15 protein-coding genes are annotated in these 15269 nt (G+C 71.8%); 13 read left to right on the top strand and 2 right to left on the bottom strand.

What is annotated here, in order from left to right; all coding sequences use genetic code 11:
• Positions 1–27 precede the first annotated feature (27 nt).
• The 8 genes from ACFYOH_RS16290 to ACFYOH_RS16255 all read left to right on the top strand — a co-directional run bounded on the left by ACFYOH_RS16290 (position 28) and on the right by ACFYOH_RS16255 (position 8249).
• Positions 28–1446: an RsmB/NOP family class I SAM-dependent RNA methyltransferase gene (locus tag ACFYOH_RS16290; protein WP_388626123.1), complete on the top strand. Its 1419-nt coding sequence runs from the start codon at positions 28–30 to the stop codon at positions 1444–1446.
• Positions 1447–1576: 130 nt separating this feature from the next.
• On the top strand, positions 1577–2263 hold the full coding sequence (gene rpe / locus ACFYOH_RS16285; protein WP_388626121.1) for a ribulose-phosphate 3-epimerase: 687 nt from the start codon (positions 1577–1579) through the stop codon (positions 2261–2263).
• 90 nt (positions 2264–2353) lie between these two features.
• Positions 2354–3397 (top strand): sugar-binding transcriptional regulator, encoded by a 1044-nt coding sequence (locus tag ACFYOH_RS16280; protein WP_055704927.1) that lies wholly within the window; start codon positions 2354–2356, stop codon positions 3395–3397.
• Between the two features lie 266 nt (positions 3398–3663).
• A complete protein-coding gene (locus ACFYOH_RS16275; RefSeq protein ID WP_388626119.1) occupies positions 3664–4104 on the top strand; it encodes a ribonuclease domain-containing protein in 441 nt (146 codons plus the stop codon).
• The gene (locus tag ACFYOH_RS16270) at positions 4101–4415 is read left to right on the top strand and encodes a barstar family protein (protein WP_388626118.1); all 315 of its coding nucleotides are present in this window, start codon (positions 4101–4103) and stop codon (positions 4413–4415) included. Before ACFYOH_RS16275 ends, ACFYOH_RS16270 begins: the two co-directional genes overlap by 4 nt.
• 132 nt (positions 4416–4547) lie before the next feature.
• Positions 4548–5990, top strand: coding sequence for a GuaB1 family IMP dehydrogenase-related protein (locus ACFYOH_RS16265; protein WP_388626116.1), 1443 nt, complete (start codon positions 4548–4550; stop codon positions 5988–5990).
• A gap of 288 nt (positions 5991–6278) precedes the next feature.
• The gene (locus tag ACFYOH_RS16260) at positions 6279–7769 is read left to right on the top strand and encodes an amino acid permease (protein WP_388626115.1); all 1491 of its coding nucleotides are present in this window, start codon (positions 6279–6281) and stop codon (positions 7767–7769) included.
• 27 nt (positions 7770–7796) lie between these two features.
• The gene (locus tag ACFYOH_RS16255; RefSeq protein WP_031174468.1) at positions 7797–8249 is read left to right on the top strand and encodes an Lrp/AsnC family transcriptional regulator; all 453 of its coding nucleotides are present in this window, start codon (positions 7797–7799) and stop codon (positions 8247–8249) included.
• A 67-nt stretch (positions 8250–8316) separates the two neighbouring features.
• On the opposite strand, the gene ACFYOH_RS16250 is transcribed toward ACFYOH_RS16255, so the two are convergent.
• Together ACFYOH_RS16250 and ACFYOH_RS16245 are read right to left on the bottom strand one after the other, a co-directional pair.
• On the bottom strand, positions 8317–8781 hold the full coding sequence (locus tag ACFYOH_RS16250) for a hypothetical protein (RefSeq protein WP_388626114.1): 465 nt from the start codon (positions 8779–8781) through the stop codon (positions 8317–8319).
• A gap of 21 nt (positions 8782–8802) precedes the next feature.
• Positions 8803–9543 carry a GntR family transcriptional regulator gene (locus ACFYOH_RS16245; RefSeq protein ID WP_388626112.1) on the bottom strand — a complete coding sequence of 247 codons (741 nt, stop codon included), beginning with the start codon at positions 9541–9543 and terminating at the stop codon, positions 8803–8805.
• A gap of 204 nt (positions 9544–9747) precedes the next feature.
• On the opposite strand from ACFYOH_RS16245, the gene ACFYOH_RS16240 reads away from it, so the two are divergent.
• The 5 genes from ACFYOH_RS16240 to ACFYOH_RS16220 are packed head-to-tail and all read left to right on the top strand — an operon-like array spanning position 9748 to position 15177.
• The gene (locus tag ACFYOH_RS16240) at positions 9748–10908 is read left to right on the top strand and encodes an ABC transporter substrate-binding protein (RefSeq protein WP_388626110.1); all 1161 of its coding nucleotides are present in this window, start codon (positions 9748–9750) and stop codon (positions 10906–10908) included.
• On the top strand, positions 10905–11804 hold the full coding sequence (locus tag ACFYOH_RS16235; RefSeq protein ID WP_388626109.1) for an ABC transporter permease: 900 nt from the start codon (positions 10905–10907) through the stop codon (positions 11802–11804). The genes ACFYOH_RS16240 and ACFYOH_RS16235 overlap by 4 nt, the downstream gene beginning before the upstream one ends.
• A complete protein-coding gene (locus ACFYOH_RS16230; protein ID WP_388626108.1) occupies positions 11789–12610 on the top strand; it encodes an ABC transporter permease in 822 nt (273 codons plus the stop codon). The genes ACFYOH_RS16235 and ACFYOH_RS16230 overlap by 16 nt, the downstream gene beginning before the upstream one ends.
• Before the next feature lie 9 nt (positions 12611–12619).
• Positions 12620–13696, top strand: coding sequence for an ABC transporter ATP-binding protein (locus ACFYOH_RS16225; RefSeq protein WP_388626106.1), 1077 nt, complete (start codon positions 12620–12622; stop codon positions 13694–13696).
• A 14-nt stretch (positions 13697–13710) separates the two neighbouring features.
• Positions 13711–15177 carry an HAD-IA family hydrolase gene (locus tag ACFYOH_RS16220; RefSeq protein WP_388626105.1) on the top strand — a complete coding sequence of 489 codons (1467 nt, stop codon included), beginning with the start codon at positions 13711–13713 and terminating at the stop codon, positions 15175–15177.
• Positions 15178–15269 lie beyond the last annotated feature (92 nt).

The following is a 15269-nucleotide window of genomic DNA, read 5'->3' as shown; positions in this document are numbered from 1 at the left end:
CTTCTTCACATCCGGAGCACCTTTTTCGTGAGCGAGCAGTCCCGGCGGCCGCGTAAGCCTGCCAAGCCCTACCGTCGTCCGCAGAAGGACCCCGTCCGCATCCTCGCCTTCGAGGCGCTGCGCGCGGTCGACGAGCGGGACGCGTACGCCAATCTCGTGCTGCCCCCGCTGCTGCGCAAGGCGCGCGAGAAGGGCGACTTCGACGCGCGGGACGCCGCCCTCGCCACCGAGCTCGTCTACGGCACACTGCGCCGGCAGGGGACGTACGACGCGGTGATCAGCGCCTGTGTCGACCGGCCGCTCCGCGAGGTCGACCCGCCGGTGCTCGACGTGCTCAGCCTCGGCGCGCACCAGCTGCTCGGGACCCGGATCCCGACGCACGCCGCCGTGTCCTCCGCCGTGGAACTCGCGCGCGTGGTGCTCGGCGACGGGCGCGCCAAGTTCGTCAACGCCGTGCTGCGCAAGGTGGCCCAGGACGACCTCGACGGATGGCTGGAGAAGGTCGCGCCACCCTACGACGAGGACCCGGAGGACCACCTCGCCGTCGTGCACTCGCATCCTCGCTGGGTCGTCTCCGCGCTGTGGGACTCCCTCGGCGGCGGGCGTGCCGGAATCGAGGACCTGCTGGAGGCCGACAACGAACGGCCCGAGGTGACCCTGGTCGCCCGGCCGGGGCGGGCCACCGCCGAGGAACTGCTCGGCGAGGAGGCCGCCGTACCGGGGCGCTGGTCGCCGTACGCCGTGCGGCTCGCCGAGGGTGGTGAGCCGGGTGCGGTGCAGGCCGTGCGCGAGGGGCGGGCCGGAGTGCAGGACGAGGGCAGCCAGCTGGTCGCCCTCGCGCTCGCGGGCGCGCCCCTGGAGGGCTCCGACAGCATGTGGCTCGACGGGTGTGCCGGGCCCGGCGGCAAGGCCGCGCTGCTGGCCGCCCTCGCCGCCGAGCGCGGGGCCACGCTGCTCGCCTCCGAGAAGCAGCCGCACCGGGCGGGCCTCGTCGCCAAGGCACTGGCGGGCAACCCGGGGCCGTACCAGGTGATCGCCGCCGACGGCACCCGGCCGCCGTGGCGGCCCGGCAGCTTCGACCGCGTGCTCATGGACGTGCCGTGCACCGGGCTCGGCGCGCTGCGCCGGCGCCCCGAGGCCCGCTGGCGTCGGCGCCCGGAGGACCTGGACAACTTCGCGCCCCTCCAGCGCGCCCTGCTGCGCACCGCGCTCGACTCGGTGCGCGTCGGCGGAATCGTCGGCTACGCGACCTGCTCCCCCCACCTGGCGGAGACCCGCGCCGTCGTGGCCGACGTGCTCAAGCAGCGCCCGGAAGCGGAACTGATGGACGCCCGCCCCCTGCTCCCGGGCGTGCCAGACCTGGGCGACCGCCCCGACATCCAGCTGTGGCCCCACCTCCACGGCACGGACGCGATGTACCTGGCCCTGATCCGCAGAACAAGCTGAAACACCGCTGCGGGCAGCCAACCCAGGGGCGCGGGGAACTGCGCGCCCAGCCCCCACCGGCCCGCAGACAAGACACAACCTCAATGGACCGCCGTTACAGCCCAGCGCAGCGGCATGGCAGGCTTGGGGCATGGCCGTGCAGATCAACCCCAGCATCCTGTCCGCCGACTTCGCCCGCCTCGCGGAGGAGGCCAAGGCGGTCCAAGGCGCCGACTGGCTCCATGTCGACGTCATGGACAACCACTTCGTCCCGAACCTCACGCTCGGCGTGCCGGTCGTGGAGTCCCTGGCACGTGCGACGGACACCCCGCTGGACTGCCATCTGATGATCGAGGACCCCGACCGCTGGGCGCCCCAGTACGTCGAGGCGGGCGCCTCCTCCGTGACCTTCCACGTGGAGGCGGCGGCCGCCCCCGTGCGGCTCGCCCGGGAGATCCGCGCCAAGGGCGCCCGCGCGTCCATGGCCCTGAAGCCGGCGACTCCGATCGAGCCGTACGAGGACCTGCTCCCGGAACTCGACATGCTGCTGATCATGACGGTCGAGCCCGGCTTCGGCGGCCAGGCGTTCCTCGACATCATGCTGCCGAAGATCCGCCGCACCCGTGAGCTGATCAGCAAGCACGGCCTGCAGCTGTGGCTCCAGGTGGACGGCGGTGTCTCGGCCTCGACGATCGAGCGGTGCGCGGACGCGGGAGCGGACGTGTTCGTGGCAGGCTCGGCGGTGTACGGGGCTAAGGACCCGGCGGAGGCGGTCCGTGCCCTGCGCGCGCAGGCCGAGACGGCTACCGCCAAGGCGTCCTGGGCATGCGACCACTGAGCCACAGCTACATGAACGGTTAAGTGAACGGCCCCTATCAGGGCCGATCCGTAGCGCCGAATCTGCAAGGATGAACGGCGAATCCAGAGTGTGAACAGCAGTGAGGAGATCGCCGTGTCGGGTATGTCGGCGGGCCGGTCAGCCATGCGGATGGGACCCGCTGAGCTGGTGCAGGCGGCGGCCATGGCCCGCCGCTTCTACCTCGAGGGCAAGTCCAAGATCCAGATCGCGGAGGAGTTCGGCGTCAGCCGCTTCAAGGTGGCCCGGGTTCTGGAGACTGCTCTCGAACGGGATCTCGTACGCATCGAGATCCGTGTCCCGGCCGAACTGGACGCCGAGCGCTCCGACGCGCTCCGCGCCCGTTACGGCCTGAGGCACGCCGTCGTGGTCGAGTCCCCGGCCGAGGCCGAGGAGACCCCCGACCCCGAGAACCTGGGGGAAGTGGCCGCAGACCTGCTCGGCGAGCTCGTCAACGAGGGGGACGTGCTCGGGCTGGCCTGGGGCCGGTCCACGATCCACATGGCGGCGGCGCTCGACCGGCTGCCGCCGTGCACGGTGGTGCAGCTGACGGGCGTGTACGACGCCGGGACCTCTGAGCGCGGCTCCGTCGAGGCGGTGCGCCGCGCCGCCCAGGTGTCGGGCGGCGACGCCCACCCCATCTACGCGCCGATGCTGCTGCCGGACGCGGCGACCGCGGCCGCGCTGCGCAACCAGACCGGGATCGCCCGGGCCTTCGAGTACTTCGACAAGGTCACGGTCGCCTGTGTCTCCATCGGCTCCTGGGAGCCGGGCATCTCGACCGTGCACGACATGCTCAGCGACGAGGAGCGGGCGCACTACGCCTCGCTCGGCGTCGCCGCCGAGATGGCCGCGCACCTCTTCGACGCCGAGGGGCGCCGGATCGGGCGGGACCTGGGGGAGCGGTGCATCACCGTCAAGGCCGACCAGCTGCGCCGTATCCCGGAGGTCGTGGCGATCGCCGGTGGTCAGCGCAAGGCGTCCGCCATCGACGCGGTGCTGCGGTCCGGGCTGGTCACCAGCCTGGTCACGGACACCTCCGCCGCGGACTACCTGATGACGGCCGGCCCGACCCCCAAGCCCACCCTCGGCCGAGCGGACCCGGACGGCCACTGACGGACCCCGACGCTCCTCCCGGCACACGAGCGGGCCGCACCGGCCGGGACAGGTCGGGACGGACGCCGGGGGCGTGGTGGCCGTGCCGGGCCCGGGACGGGGGAGGGCCAGCCCGTCAGCCCGTCGTCGGCCTTCGGCCCCGGCGTGGTGGGGCCGAGACAAGCCCGGCGCGGCGGGTCGTGCCGCCCTCGCAGCGGGACCGCCGTGACAGCATCGTCGGCATGTCGCCGCCGTTCGTCCCCCACAAGCCGAGACGGGTCCCCCGCATGCCGAGGCGTTCCCTGCCGCCGGCCCGCCTGTTCGTGGGGCTGGTGGCCGTCGTCCTCGCCGTTCTGGTCGCCGGATGTTCGTCCGGTTCGGGGCCGGGCTCCGGTGCCGGGGCGAGTGCGGGCGTGCGCGCGGCCGGGAGCAGTCCGGCGTGGGCCCACGGTATGGGCACGGTCCAGGAGTCCCAGCTGCCGGCCGAGGCGCGCAGGACGCTCGCGCTCATCGACCGGGGCGGCCCCTTCCCGTACGCCAGGGACGGCGTCGTGTTCGGGAACTTCGAGGGGCGGCTGCCGAGGCACCAGCGCGGCTACTACCACGAGTACACCGTCAGGACGCCGGGCTCCCACGATCGCGGGGCCCGGCGCATTGTCACGGGACAGGGCGGCGAGATCTACTACACCGGCGATCACTACAACTCGTTCCGGGCGGTGCTGAGATGACGGACCTCGTGATCACGCTGGACCTCGACGGGGTCACGGACAAGGCCGGCCTGATGGACCGCGCCGCCCGTGCCCTCGCGCTGCCCGACTGGTTCGGCCGCAACTGGGACGCTCTGGCCGACTCGCTCGGCGACCACTCCGTGTGGCCCGAGGGCGCCGTCGAGCGGGGCCTGCTGGTCGTCGTACGGAACTGGCAGCCGTACGCCGAGGCGCGGCCGGACGAGTGGCAGATCGCGCGGGAGGTGTTCGCCGAGGCCGCGGACCACACCCCCGCCCTCTCGGTGGCCCTGGCCCTTGGAGGATCCTCCTAGGTGATCGGCGCCCACCCTGGATGTTCCGTGGGGCAGGACCGCGACGCCGGCATGGGACAATGAAGTACGTGCTCTTTTCCCCCTGGCGCACCCGTCGGGGGGTCACCTCTGATCGACTGGGATGTGCAGCACGTGCGTTTCCTCAATGACATCCAGCCTGCGTACGACCTGACGTACGACGACGTGTTCATGGTGCCGAGCCGCTCCGCGGTGGGCTCGCGTCAGGGCGTGGACCTCGCCTCGCCGGACGGCACGGGCACCACCATCCCGCTCGTCGTCGCCAACATGACCGCGATCGCCGGCCGGCGCATGGCCGAGACGGTGGCCCGCCGCGGCGGTCTGGTGGTCATCCCGCAGGACATCCCGATCGACGTCGTCACCGACGTCGTCTCCTGGGTGAAGAGCCGCCACCTCGTGCTCGACACGCCGATCGTGCTGGCCCCGCACCAGACCGTCGCCGACGCGCTGGCCCTGCTGCCCAAGCGCGCCCACAACGCCGGTGTGGTCGTGGACGAGGAGCAGCGGCCCGTCGGTGTCGTCACCGACGCGGACCTCACCGGCGTCGACCGCTTCACCCAGCTCGAAGTGGTCATGTCCAAGGACCTGCTCCTGCTGGACGCCGACATCGACCCGCGCGAGGCCTTCAACACCCTCGACCACCACAACCGCCGCTACGCCCCGGCCGTCGACAAGGACGGCAAGCTGGCCGGCATCCTGACCCGCAAGGGCGCCCTCCGCGCCACGCTGTACACCCCGGCCGTCGACGCGAACGGCAGGCTGCGCATCGCCGCCGCCGTCGGCATCAACGGCGACGTCGCGGGCAAGGCCAAGCAGCTGCTCGACGCGGGCGTCGACACGCTGGTCATCGACACCGCGCACGGCCACCAGGAGTCGATGATCAGCGCCATCAAGCTGGTGCGCGCCCTCGACCCGCAGGTGCCGATCGCCGCCGGCAACATCGTCTCCGCCGAGGGCGTCAAGGACCTGATCGACGCCGGCGCGGACATCATCAAGGTCGGTGTGGGCCCCGGCGCCATGTGCACCACCCGGATGATGACCGGCGTGGGGCGGCCGCAGTTCTCCGCGGTGCTGGAGTGCGCCGCCGAGGCGAAGAAGTACGGCAAGCACGTGTGGGCCGACGGCGGTGTCCGGCACCCGCGCGACGTGGCCATGGCGCTCGCGGCCGGCGCGTCCAACGTGATGGTCGGTTCGTGGTTCGCGGGCACGTACGAGTCGCCGGGCGACCTCCAGCACGACGCCAACGGCCGTGCCTACAAGGAGTCGTTCGGCATGGCCTCCGCCCGCGCGGTGCGCAACCGCACGTCGGAGGAGTCGGCGTACGACCGCGCCCGCAAGGCGCTGTTCGAGGAGGGCATCTCCACCTCGCGCATGTTCCTCGACCCGGCCCGCCCGGGCGTCGAGGACCTGATCGACTCGATCATCGCGGGCGTCCGCTCCTCCTGCACCTACGCCGGTGCCGCCTCCCTGGAGGAGTTCGCCGAGAAGGCGATCGTGGGCATCCAGAGCGCGGCCGGCTACGCGGAGGGCAAGCCGCTGCACGCGAGCTGGAACTGATCCGACTCCCTTCCTCACGGCCCCCGTTGTTCCCGCTCGCCGGGAGAACGGGGGCCGTTGCCGTGCAACGGTCGACAGCCGACGCACAACGATTTGTCATTCCGGGCCGAGGAACGCAATGATCATGCGGGGACGCGCAAGGTTGCTGCATTACGCCCGTGAAGGCCACCCCCGTAAGGTGCTGCGCTGTACGTGGCGTGGCGGGGACCCCGCTCGGTGGGCCCCTGCCCGCGCAGGGCTGCCCCAGGTCCCCGTCCGCAATGACCGGCAGGATGAAGGAGCCAACGCGTGCTCGACCAAGGCGCACCCCCGCACGACCGCACAGCGACCGCCCCCGCACCCCAGGGCCTCGCCGCGCGCCTCATGCGGCGCAAGCCCGTGGAACGCCTGGTCGCGGAGGGCGGCCAGGGCGAGGGAGGCTCGCTTCGGCGCTCCCTCGGCCTGTGGCAGCTGACCATGATCAGCATCGGTGCCACGCTCGGCACCGGTATCTTCGTCGTCCTCGGCGAGGCCGTCCCCAAGGCGGGCCCGGCCGTCGTCCTCTCGTTCGTGATCGCCGGTCTCACCGCGCTGTTCTCGGCCCTGTCCTACGCCGAGCTGGCGGGCACCATCCCCGTCTCCGGCTCCTCGTACTCGTACGCATACGCAACGATGGGCGAACTGATCGCCTGGGTCTGCGGCTGGTGTCTGCTCCTGGAGTACGGCGTCTCGGTCGCCGCCGTGGCCGTCGGCTGGGGCGAGTACCTGAACGAGCTGCTGTCCGGCACCATCGGCGTCACCATCCCGAACGCCCTCGCCAACCCGCCCGGCGTCGACGGCGGTGTCTTCAACCTGCCCGCCCTGATCGTCGTGATCCTCGCGATGGTGTTCCTGATGGGCGGCGCCAAGGAGTCCGCGCGGGCCAACACCGTCATGGTGTCCGTGAAGATCGCCGCCCTGATCCTGTTCTGCGCGATCGGCTTCATGGGCTTCAAGTCCGGCAACTACTCCCACTTCATGCCGCTCGGCATGGCGGGCGTCAGCGGCGCCGGGGCCACGCTGTTCTTCTCTTACATCGGCTTCGACGCCGCCTCCACCGCCGGTGAGGAGGCCAAGGACGCCCAGCGCGACCTGCCCCGCGCGATCATGCTGTCGCTGGTCATCGTGACCGCCCTGTACGTGCTGGTCGCCGCCGTCGCCGTCGGTGCCAAGCCGTGGCGGAGCTTCAACGACTCCGAGGCCACGCTCGCCCAGATCATGAAGGACGTCACCGGGCAGAGCTTCTGGGGCACCCTGCTGGCCTTCTGCGCCGTCATCGCCATCGCGAGCGTCGTGCTGACCGTGCTCTACGGCCAGACCCGCATCCTGTTCGCCATGTCCCGCGACGGACTGGTGCCCAAGGTCTTCGCCAAGGTCCACCCGAAGACCGGCGCCCCGCGCGCCAACACGGTCATCGTGTCGCTGTTCTGCGGTGTCCTCGCCGCCGCCATTCCGCTGGGCCAGCTGGCGGACGCCACCAGCATCGGCACGCTGTTCGCCTTCGCGCTGGTCAACGTCGCCGTCGTGGTGCTGCGCCGGACCCGCCCGGCCATGCACCGCTCCTTCCGGGTCCCGCTGTCGCCGCTGCTGCCCGCGCTGGGCTTCGCCTTCTGCGTGTGGATGATGGGCAGCCTGTCGACCGTCACCTGGATCGTGTTCGGTGTCTGGATGGCCGTCGGGCTCGTGTTCTACTTCGTGTACGGCTATCGCCGTTCCCGTCTCGCGACCGGTGACGACCTCGCGGTGACGGCAGAGAAGTGACCGGACCGAAGAAGTGAACCACCCCCTGTGCTGAACGATCTCGACGAACGCATCGTGCACGCCCTCGCCGAGGACGCCCGCCGCTCCTACGCGGACATCGGGCAGATGGTCGGCCTGTCCGCGCCCGCGGTGAAGCGGCGCGTGGACCGGCTGCGCGCCACCGGAGCGATCACCGGATTCACCGTGCGGGTGGACCCGGCGGCGCTCGGCTGGGAGACCGAGGGCTACATCGAGATCTACTGCCGGCGGAACACCTCGCCGGACACCATTCAGCGGGGGCTGGAGCGGTATCAGGAGGTCGTGGCCGCGTCCACCGTCACCGGGGACGCGGACGCGATCGCCCAGGTCTTCGCCTCCGACATGCGGCACTTCGAGCGAGTACTGGAGCGGATCGCCGGCGAGCCGTTCGTGGAGCGGACCAAGTCGGTGCTGGTGCTGTCGCCGTTGCTGCGGCGCTTTTCTTCCGGGGCGCCGGGCTGATCCGGACTACGGCTCGGGGCGCTCTGCCGTGTGCCGGGTGCGGGTGATCCGTGGTTCGGCGCGCGGTTCACCGCGCCCCCTTCGGGGCGCTGATCGAGGTCAGCATGCGGCGCATCACCGCCGCATGGGCGCCGCTGCCGATCACCAGCAAGCGGTACAGCTTCCCGGCCGGGCCGGGGAACACGGCCCGGGTCTCCGCGCTCACGCGCGTGCGGCCCGGGCCTTCCGGTGCCAGGCGGAGGGTCAGCGTGTACGCCGAGAATCGGTGGCGGCCGGTGAGGACCAGCTCGCGCAGCGGATCCGCCGTCGTGACGCGGAAGCCGCGGACCGTGGAGCCCACGGCCGGCGTGTGCGGACCGGACGTCGTGCGGTCGGCGACGCCGACCAGGCGGGCGTAGCCGGCTCCCGCCCGTCCGGCGAAGGACCGGCGCATGACCTCGCCGATCGTCCGCCAGACGACGTCCGCGCCGGCGGGGACGACGGTCGTGTGCGTGTCCACGTACGGCAGCGGCACGGTCCGGACGTACGCCATGTGATCCCCCTTCGGCAGCCCTCACTCCGCGGTCTTGCGGGCCAGGGCGTTGTTCCCGATGGAATTGTGCACGCTGAAGCTCACCGCGTCCGAGCGGTACCGGTCGTCCGACCACTCCACCGGGCGCCCCTCGCGGGTCGTCGTCACCCGGCGGACGCGCAACAGCGGACTCGTACGGCGGACACCGAGCAGTTCGGCGTCCTGGGCGCCCGCCGCCACCGCGTCGATGATGTGCTCGCCGTAGGCGAAGACCAACCCCGAGTCGTCGTAGAGGCGTTGGGTGACCGACGGGCATTCCGGCTCGATCGACTCGACGGCGGGGGAGATCCAGTCGGCGTACACCGTGCGCTCCAGCAGCACCGGCTCGCCGTCCAGGCCGCGCACCCGGAGCACGTGCAACACCTGTGTGCCGACGGGCAGTTGGAGGCGTACGGCGTCCTCGTGGGTCGCCGGGCGGTACTCCTGGGACACCACCTGGCCGGTGGCCTCGCGGCCCATCGCCCGGGCCCACTGGGCGAAGCTGCGCAGTTCCTCGAAGCTCTGGCTGCGGCGGCTGGCCAGGACGACGCGCCGGGCACCCTGACGGGAGCCGATCAGGCCTTCGGAGGTGAGGGTCGCGACGGCCTGGCGGACCGTGCCGCGTGAGACGCCGTACTGCGTGGCGAGTTCCGACTCCGAGGGCAGGCGGCTGCCGACCGTGTACTCCTCGCGGTCGATGGCCCGCCGCAGCTCGTCGGCGATCTCCTCGTGTCGCGCGGTCATGCTTCCCCTCTGCTCAGGTCACTGTGCACAGCGTGACCAGCCTAATCGAGACCTGAGCGTGATCTGAAACGGTCTGGATTGTGCAGCCAACCAGGGCCCAAAGTTTCGCTCCCGTTTACAGACAGGACACCGCGAGCGGGCGTACTGTGACGCAACTTGTTCAGACAAGTTCTCCGCAACCCTCATGCGTCCCCTGGAGAGACCGTGATCGTGTCCCTGCCGAGAAACGCCGTCCTCGGCGGCTCCCTCGCCGTCGTCGCCGCGCTCGCGCTCAGCGCCTGCGGCGCCGCCCCCGACAACGCGTCCACCACGACCAAGGACGGCAAGAACGCCGCCACCGCCACCTCCGCGGCCGACTTCGGCGGCATGGACGCCCTGGTCAAGGCGGCCAAGAAGGAAGGCACGCTGCACATCATCGCGGTGCCTCGCGACTGGGCCAACTACGGCGCGATCATCGACGGTTTCCAGAAGAAGTACGGCATCAAGATCCAGGACGAGAGCCCCGACGGCACCAGCCAGGACGAGATCAACGCCGTCACCACCCGCAAGGGCCAGGACCGCGCCCCCGACGTCCTCGACCTCGGCTCCTCCTTCGCGCTGAGCGCCGCCCAGCAGGGCCTGCTCGCGCCCTACAAGGTCGCCTCCTACGCCGACCTCCCCGAGGCCCAGAAGGACCCGCAGGCCCGCTGGTTCAACGACTACGGCGGCTATGTCTCCATCGGCTGCGACGCCAAGCGCGTGAAGACCTGCCCGACCAGCTTCAAGGACCTCCTCAAGCCCGAGTACAAGGGCCAGGTCGCCCTCAACGGCAACCCCACCAAGTCCGGCTCGGCCTTCGGCGGCGTCTACGCGGCGGCCCTGGCGAACGGCGGCTCCTTCGACAACATCCAGCCCGGCCTGGACTTCTTCGCCAAGCTGAAGAAGAACGGCAACTACACGCCGGTCGAGTCCACCCCGGCCACCGTCGAGAAGGGCGAGACGCCGATCTCGATCGACTGGGACTACCTGAACGCCGGCTACGCCGACGAGTTCAAGTCCAAGGGCCTCGACTGGAAGGTCGTCATCCCGAGCGACGGCCAGTACGCCCAGTACTACTCCCAGGCCATCACCAAGGACGCCCCGCACCCGGCGGCCGCCCGCCTGTGGCAGGAGTACCTGTACAGCACCGAGGGCCAGAACCTGTGGCTCAAGGGCTACGCCCGCCCGGCCCTGATGGCCGCCATGGACAAGGCCGGCACCCTCGACAAGACGGCCGCCGCCAAGCTCCCGAAGGTCACCGGCACGCCGTCCTTCCCGACCGAGACCCAGCAGAGCAAGGCCAAGACGGTCATCGCCCAGGGCTGGGGGAAGGCCGTCTCCGGATGACCGCCGCTCTCCCGCGCGCGGACGTGGCGCCCGTCGCTTCGGCGAAGCGGCGGCGCCGCGCCCCCGGCTGGCTCGCCGTGGTGCCGCTGCTGGCGTTCACGGCCGTCGCCTTCGGCCTGCCCGCGCTGGCCATCGTCAACGGCGCCTTCTCGGTCGACGACGCCACCACGGGCGCCACCACCTACACCGGCGCCAACATGACGGCCTCGCTGCAGGGCCCGTACCTCACCGCCCTGCTCGGCAGCGTCAAGCTGTCCGCGATCTCCGCCGCGCTCGGCGCCCTGCTCGGGCTGCCGCTCGCCCAAGCCGTGGTCAGCTCCCGCTCCCGCTGGCTGCGCGAGGCCGTGCTCACCGCCTCCGGCGTGCTCGCCAACTTCGGCGGCGTCCCGCTGGCCTTCGCCTTCGTCGCCACCCTCGGCAACGCGGGCGTGCTCACGGTGCACCTGGGCCTGAACGGCACCGGCTGGGACCTCTACAGCTTCTGGGGCCTGATCCTGGTCTACCTGTACTTCCTCATCCCGCTCATGGTCCTCACCATCACCCCGGCGCTGGACGGCCTGCGCTCCCAGTGGCGTGAGGCCGCGCTGAACAACGGCGCCACCGGGGCCCAGTACTGGCGGCACGTGGCCCTGCCCGTGCTCGCGCCCTCGCTGCTCGGCGGCCTGGTGCTGCTGTTCGGCAGCGCCTTCGCCGCCTACGCCACCGCCGCCGCCATGGTCGGCAGCGCGGTCCCGCTGGTCACCCTGCAGATCGCCGACGCCCTGTCCGGCAACGTGCTGGTCGGCCAGGAGAACGTCGCCCTCGCCCTCAGCCTCGACATGGTGCTGGTGGCGGGCCTGGTGATGGCCGTGTACCTGCCCCTTCAGCGACGGAGTGCCCGATGGCTCGACGCCTGACCCTCTGGCGGTGGGTCGTCCTCGGCCTCGCCGCCCTGTACTTCCTGGTGCCGCTCGCCGCCTCCGCGATCTTCACGGTGGACGTGCCCGGCCAGGGTCTCACCTTCGACGCCTACACCAAGATCCTCTCCGCCGACGGCTTCCTCTCCAGTCTGCTGCTCTCGCTGGAGCTGGCCGTGGCCACCATCGCGGTCGTGCTGCTGCTGATGGTGCCCGCCGTGGTCGCCCTCCGGCTCGGCTCGCCCCGGCTGCGGCCGGTGGTGGAGGTGGTGTGCTCGCTGCCGCTGGTGGTGCCGCCCATCGCGTTCGTCGCCGGGATCGCCACCGTGCTCAAGTGGGGCCCGGAGCATTTGTCCCGCACCCCGCTGTTCGAGACGTTCGTGGTGATCCAGAACGACAACTTCCCCGTCGTGCTGGTCCTCGCCTACGTCGTGATGGCCCTGCCGTTCGTCTACCGGGCCCTGGACGCCGGCCTGCGCGCCATCGACGTACGGACCCTCGTCGAGGCGGCCCGCAGCTGCGGTGCCTCCTGGCCCAAGGCCCTCGTCCGGGCCGTCCTGCCCAATCTGCGCGGGGCCCTGCTGAACGCCTCCTTCCTCACCCTGGCCCTGGTCCTCGGCGAGTTCACGGTCTCCCATCTGCTCGGCTACACCCCGTTCGCCGTGTGGATCTACAACGTCGGCGGCGAGCAGGCCCAGATGTCCGTCGCCGTGTCCGTGCTCAGCCTGCTCGTCACCTGGGCCCTGCTCCTCGCGCTCGCCGGTGCCGGCGGCGGACGCAACCGAACCGCCAACTCCCGGGGATGAACACACACCATGACCGCCACCACGCTTGAGAAGGCCGTCGCAGAAAAGGCCGCCACCGTCGAATTCCGCTCGCTGCGGCGGGAGTTCGGGGCCACCGTCGCCCTCGACGGGCTCGACCTGACCGTCCGACCGGGGGAGTTCCTGGCCCTGCTCGGCCCCTCCGGCTGCGGCAAGACCACCGCGCTGCGCATGCTCGCCGGGTTCGAACACCCCGACTCCGGCGCCGTCCTGGTGGACGGCGAGGACGTCACGCACGTCCCGGCCCACCGCCGCGACGCCGGCATGGTCTTCCAGTCGTACAGCCTCTTCCCGCATCTGAACGCCGTCGACAACGTCGCCTTCGGGCTGCGCATGCGCGGCGTCCGTACGGCCGAACGCCGCGCCCGCGCCGCCGAGTTGCTGGAGCTGATCGGCCTCGCCGACAAGGGCGAGCGCTATCCGCACCAGCTCTCCGGCGGCCAGCAGCAGCGCATCGCGCTGGCCCGCGCCCTGGCCCTGCGCCCGCGCGTGCTGCTCCTCGACGAGCCGCTGTCCGCGCTGGACGCCAAGGTGCGGCTCACCCTGCGCGAGGAGATCCGCCGCCTCCAGCAGGAGCTCGGCATCACCACCCTGTTCGTGACGCACGACCAGGAAGAGGCGCTCTCGGTCGCCGACCGGGTCGCCGTCATGCGCGCCGGCCGCCTCGAACAGTGCGCCGAACCCGCCGAGTTGTACGGCCGCCCCGCCACCGCCTTCGTCGCCGAGTTCGTCGGCACCATGAGCCGGATCCCGGGCGAGCTGAAGGACGGCACGGTCGAGGTGCTCGGTCAGCGGCTGCCGGCCGACGGCGAGGTGCCCGGCGGTGCGGTGGACGTGCTGGTGCGGCCCGAGGCCGTACAGGTGCGCCCGGACGAGCAGGGCACCGCCCGGATCGTCGCCACCGCCTTCCTCGGCGCGGTCGTCCGGGTCACCGTGCGGCTCGCCGACGGCACCGAGGTCAAGGCCGACCTGCCCGCCCACGAGGCCGGCGGGCTCGGCGCCGGAACCGCCGTCGGCGTGTCGCTGCCCGAGCGGCCGGTGCTCGTGGCCGAACGCATCCAGAAGTGAGGAATTCCCCGAACGTGACCCCCCACATCCATCAACACCCGCTGCAGGCCGTTCTGTTCGACATGGACGGCACGCTCGTCGACACCGAGCGGCTGTGGTGGGAGGCGGTCGAGCAGGTCGCCGGGCGCCCGCTGACCGAGGCCGACCAGCCCGACGTGCTCGGCCGTCCGGTCGAGCACACCGCCGCCTGGCTCGGTACGGCGACAGGCCGGCCGGCGGCGGACCTCGCGGCCGAACTGCACCGCGAGTTCGCCGACCGCGTCCGCACCGGGATCGTGCCCCGGCCCGGCGCGCTGGACCTGCTGGACGCGCTGGCCGCCGCCGGCGTCCCCGCCGCCCTGGTGACCGCGTCCCCGCGCGCGGTCGCCGACCTCGTCCTCGACGCGCTCGGCGCCGACCGGTTCGCGGCCTCCGTCACCGCCGACGACACCACCCGCACCAAGCCGGCCCCCGACCCCTACCGGGCCGCCTGCCGGGCCCTCGGCGTCGATCCCGCCGCCTGTGTGGCCGTGGAGGACACCGAGACCGGCGTCGCCTCCGCCGAGGCCGCCGGGTGCGCCGTCCTCGCCGTACCGTCCCTGGCACCGATCGGCACCGCGGCCGGCCGCACCGTCCGGGAGAGCCTCGCCGGGGTCACGGTCCACGAGCTGCGGCGCATGGTCGCGCCCGAACTCCGGGTCATGAGCTGGAACCTGTGGCTCGGCGGCAGCGAGGTCGACGATCACCGGGCCAAGCAGCTCAAGGTCGTCCTGGACAGCGGCGCCGACGTCGTCGGACTCCAGGAGACGGGCGGAACGGCGGCCCAGGAGCTGGCCGAGGCGCTCGGCTGGCACCACCACCGGGCCGGCGAGAACCTCGGCATCATCAGCCGCCACCCCATCACCGCCCGCTTCGGCGACCCGGAGGTCGGCTTCTACGGCGCCGCGGGCGTCCGGATCGCCGTGGCACCGGGCCGCGAGGTCGACGTGTGGACGGCGCATCTGCACTACACGCCGTACGGCCCCTACGAGTCCGTCTTCGACGGGCTGCCGGCGGCGGAGCTGATCGCCCACGAGGAACTGCGGCTGACCCAGATGCGGGACGCACTGGCGCGTATCGCCGACTCCTCGCGCGACGGCGTCCCGGTCGTGCTCGTCGGCGACTTCAACTGTCCCTCGCACCTGGACTGGCCGGACGTGGCCTGGCCGGTGACGAGGGCCGCCGAGGACGCTGGCTTCGCCGACTCCTACCGCGAGGCCCACCCGGACCCCGTCGCCGAGCCCGGCCACACCTGGTCGCCGATCCATCCGGTGCACGAGGACGGCAGCGGACGGCCCGAGCCGCAGGACCGGATCGACTACGTCCTGCACCGCGGTCTGACCGTACGGGACGCGCGGACCCTCGTCACCGGCAGCCCGCGCCCCTGGCCGGACGTCGCGGACAACGACTGGCCCTCCGACCACGCGGCGGTCGTCACGACCTTCGCCCTGACCAGGATGTGACCGGGGGTTACCGCAGGTCACATTGCGGTCCGGGGTGAGCGTCCCGTAGCTTGTGCCGCACTTTCTACTGACTGGTAACCCCGGCAGGTATT

Origin of the sequence: Streptomyces sp. NPDC007856, from assembly GCF_042868225.1 — a bacterium.
Classification (GTDB): domain Bacteria; phylum Actinomycetota; class Actinomycetes; order Streptomycetales; family Streptomycetaceae; genus Streptomyces.
This window is presented reverse-complemented; position numbering and strand designations above follow the sequence as displayed.

What these genes read in the sequence shown, in the direction of transcription:
- ACFYOH_RS16270 (WP_388626118.1), top strand. Translation starts at nt 4,101, where the DNA reads ATGACGGACCTCGTGATCACGCTGGACCTCGACGGGGTCACGGACAAG.
- ACFYOH_RS16250 (WP_388626114.1), bottom strand. Translation starts at nt 8,781, where the DNA reads ATGGCGTACGTCCGGACCGTGCCGCTGCCGTACGTGGACACGCACACG.
- ACFYOH_RS16275 (WP_388626119.1), top strand. Translation starts at nt 3,664, where the DNA reads ATGCCGAGGCGTTCCCTGCCGCCGGCCCGCCTGTTCGTGGGGCTGGTG.
- ACFYOH_RS16235 (WP_388626109.1), top strand. Translation starts at nt 10,905, where the DNA reads ATGACCGCCGCTCTCCCGCGCGCGGACGTGGCGCCCGTCGCTTCGGCG.
- ACFYOH_RS16230 (WP_388626108.1), top strand. Translation starts at nt 11,789, where the DNA reads ATGGCTCGACGCCTGACCCTCTGGCGGTGGGTCGTCCTCGGCCTCGCC.
- ACFYOH_RS16225 (WP_388626106.1), top strand. Translation starts at nt 12,620, where the DNA reads ATGACCGCCACCACGCTTGAGAAGGCCGTCGCAGAAAAGGCCGCCACC.
- rpe (WP_388626121.1), top strand. Translation starts at nt 1,577, where the DNA reads ATGGCCGTGCAGATCAACCCCAGCATCCTGTCCGCCGACTTCGCCCGC.
- ACFYOH_RS16245 (WP_388626112.1), bottom strand. Translation starts at nt 9,543, where the DNA reads ATGACCGCGCGACACGAGGAGATCGCCGACGAGCTGCGGCGGGCCATC.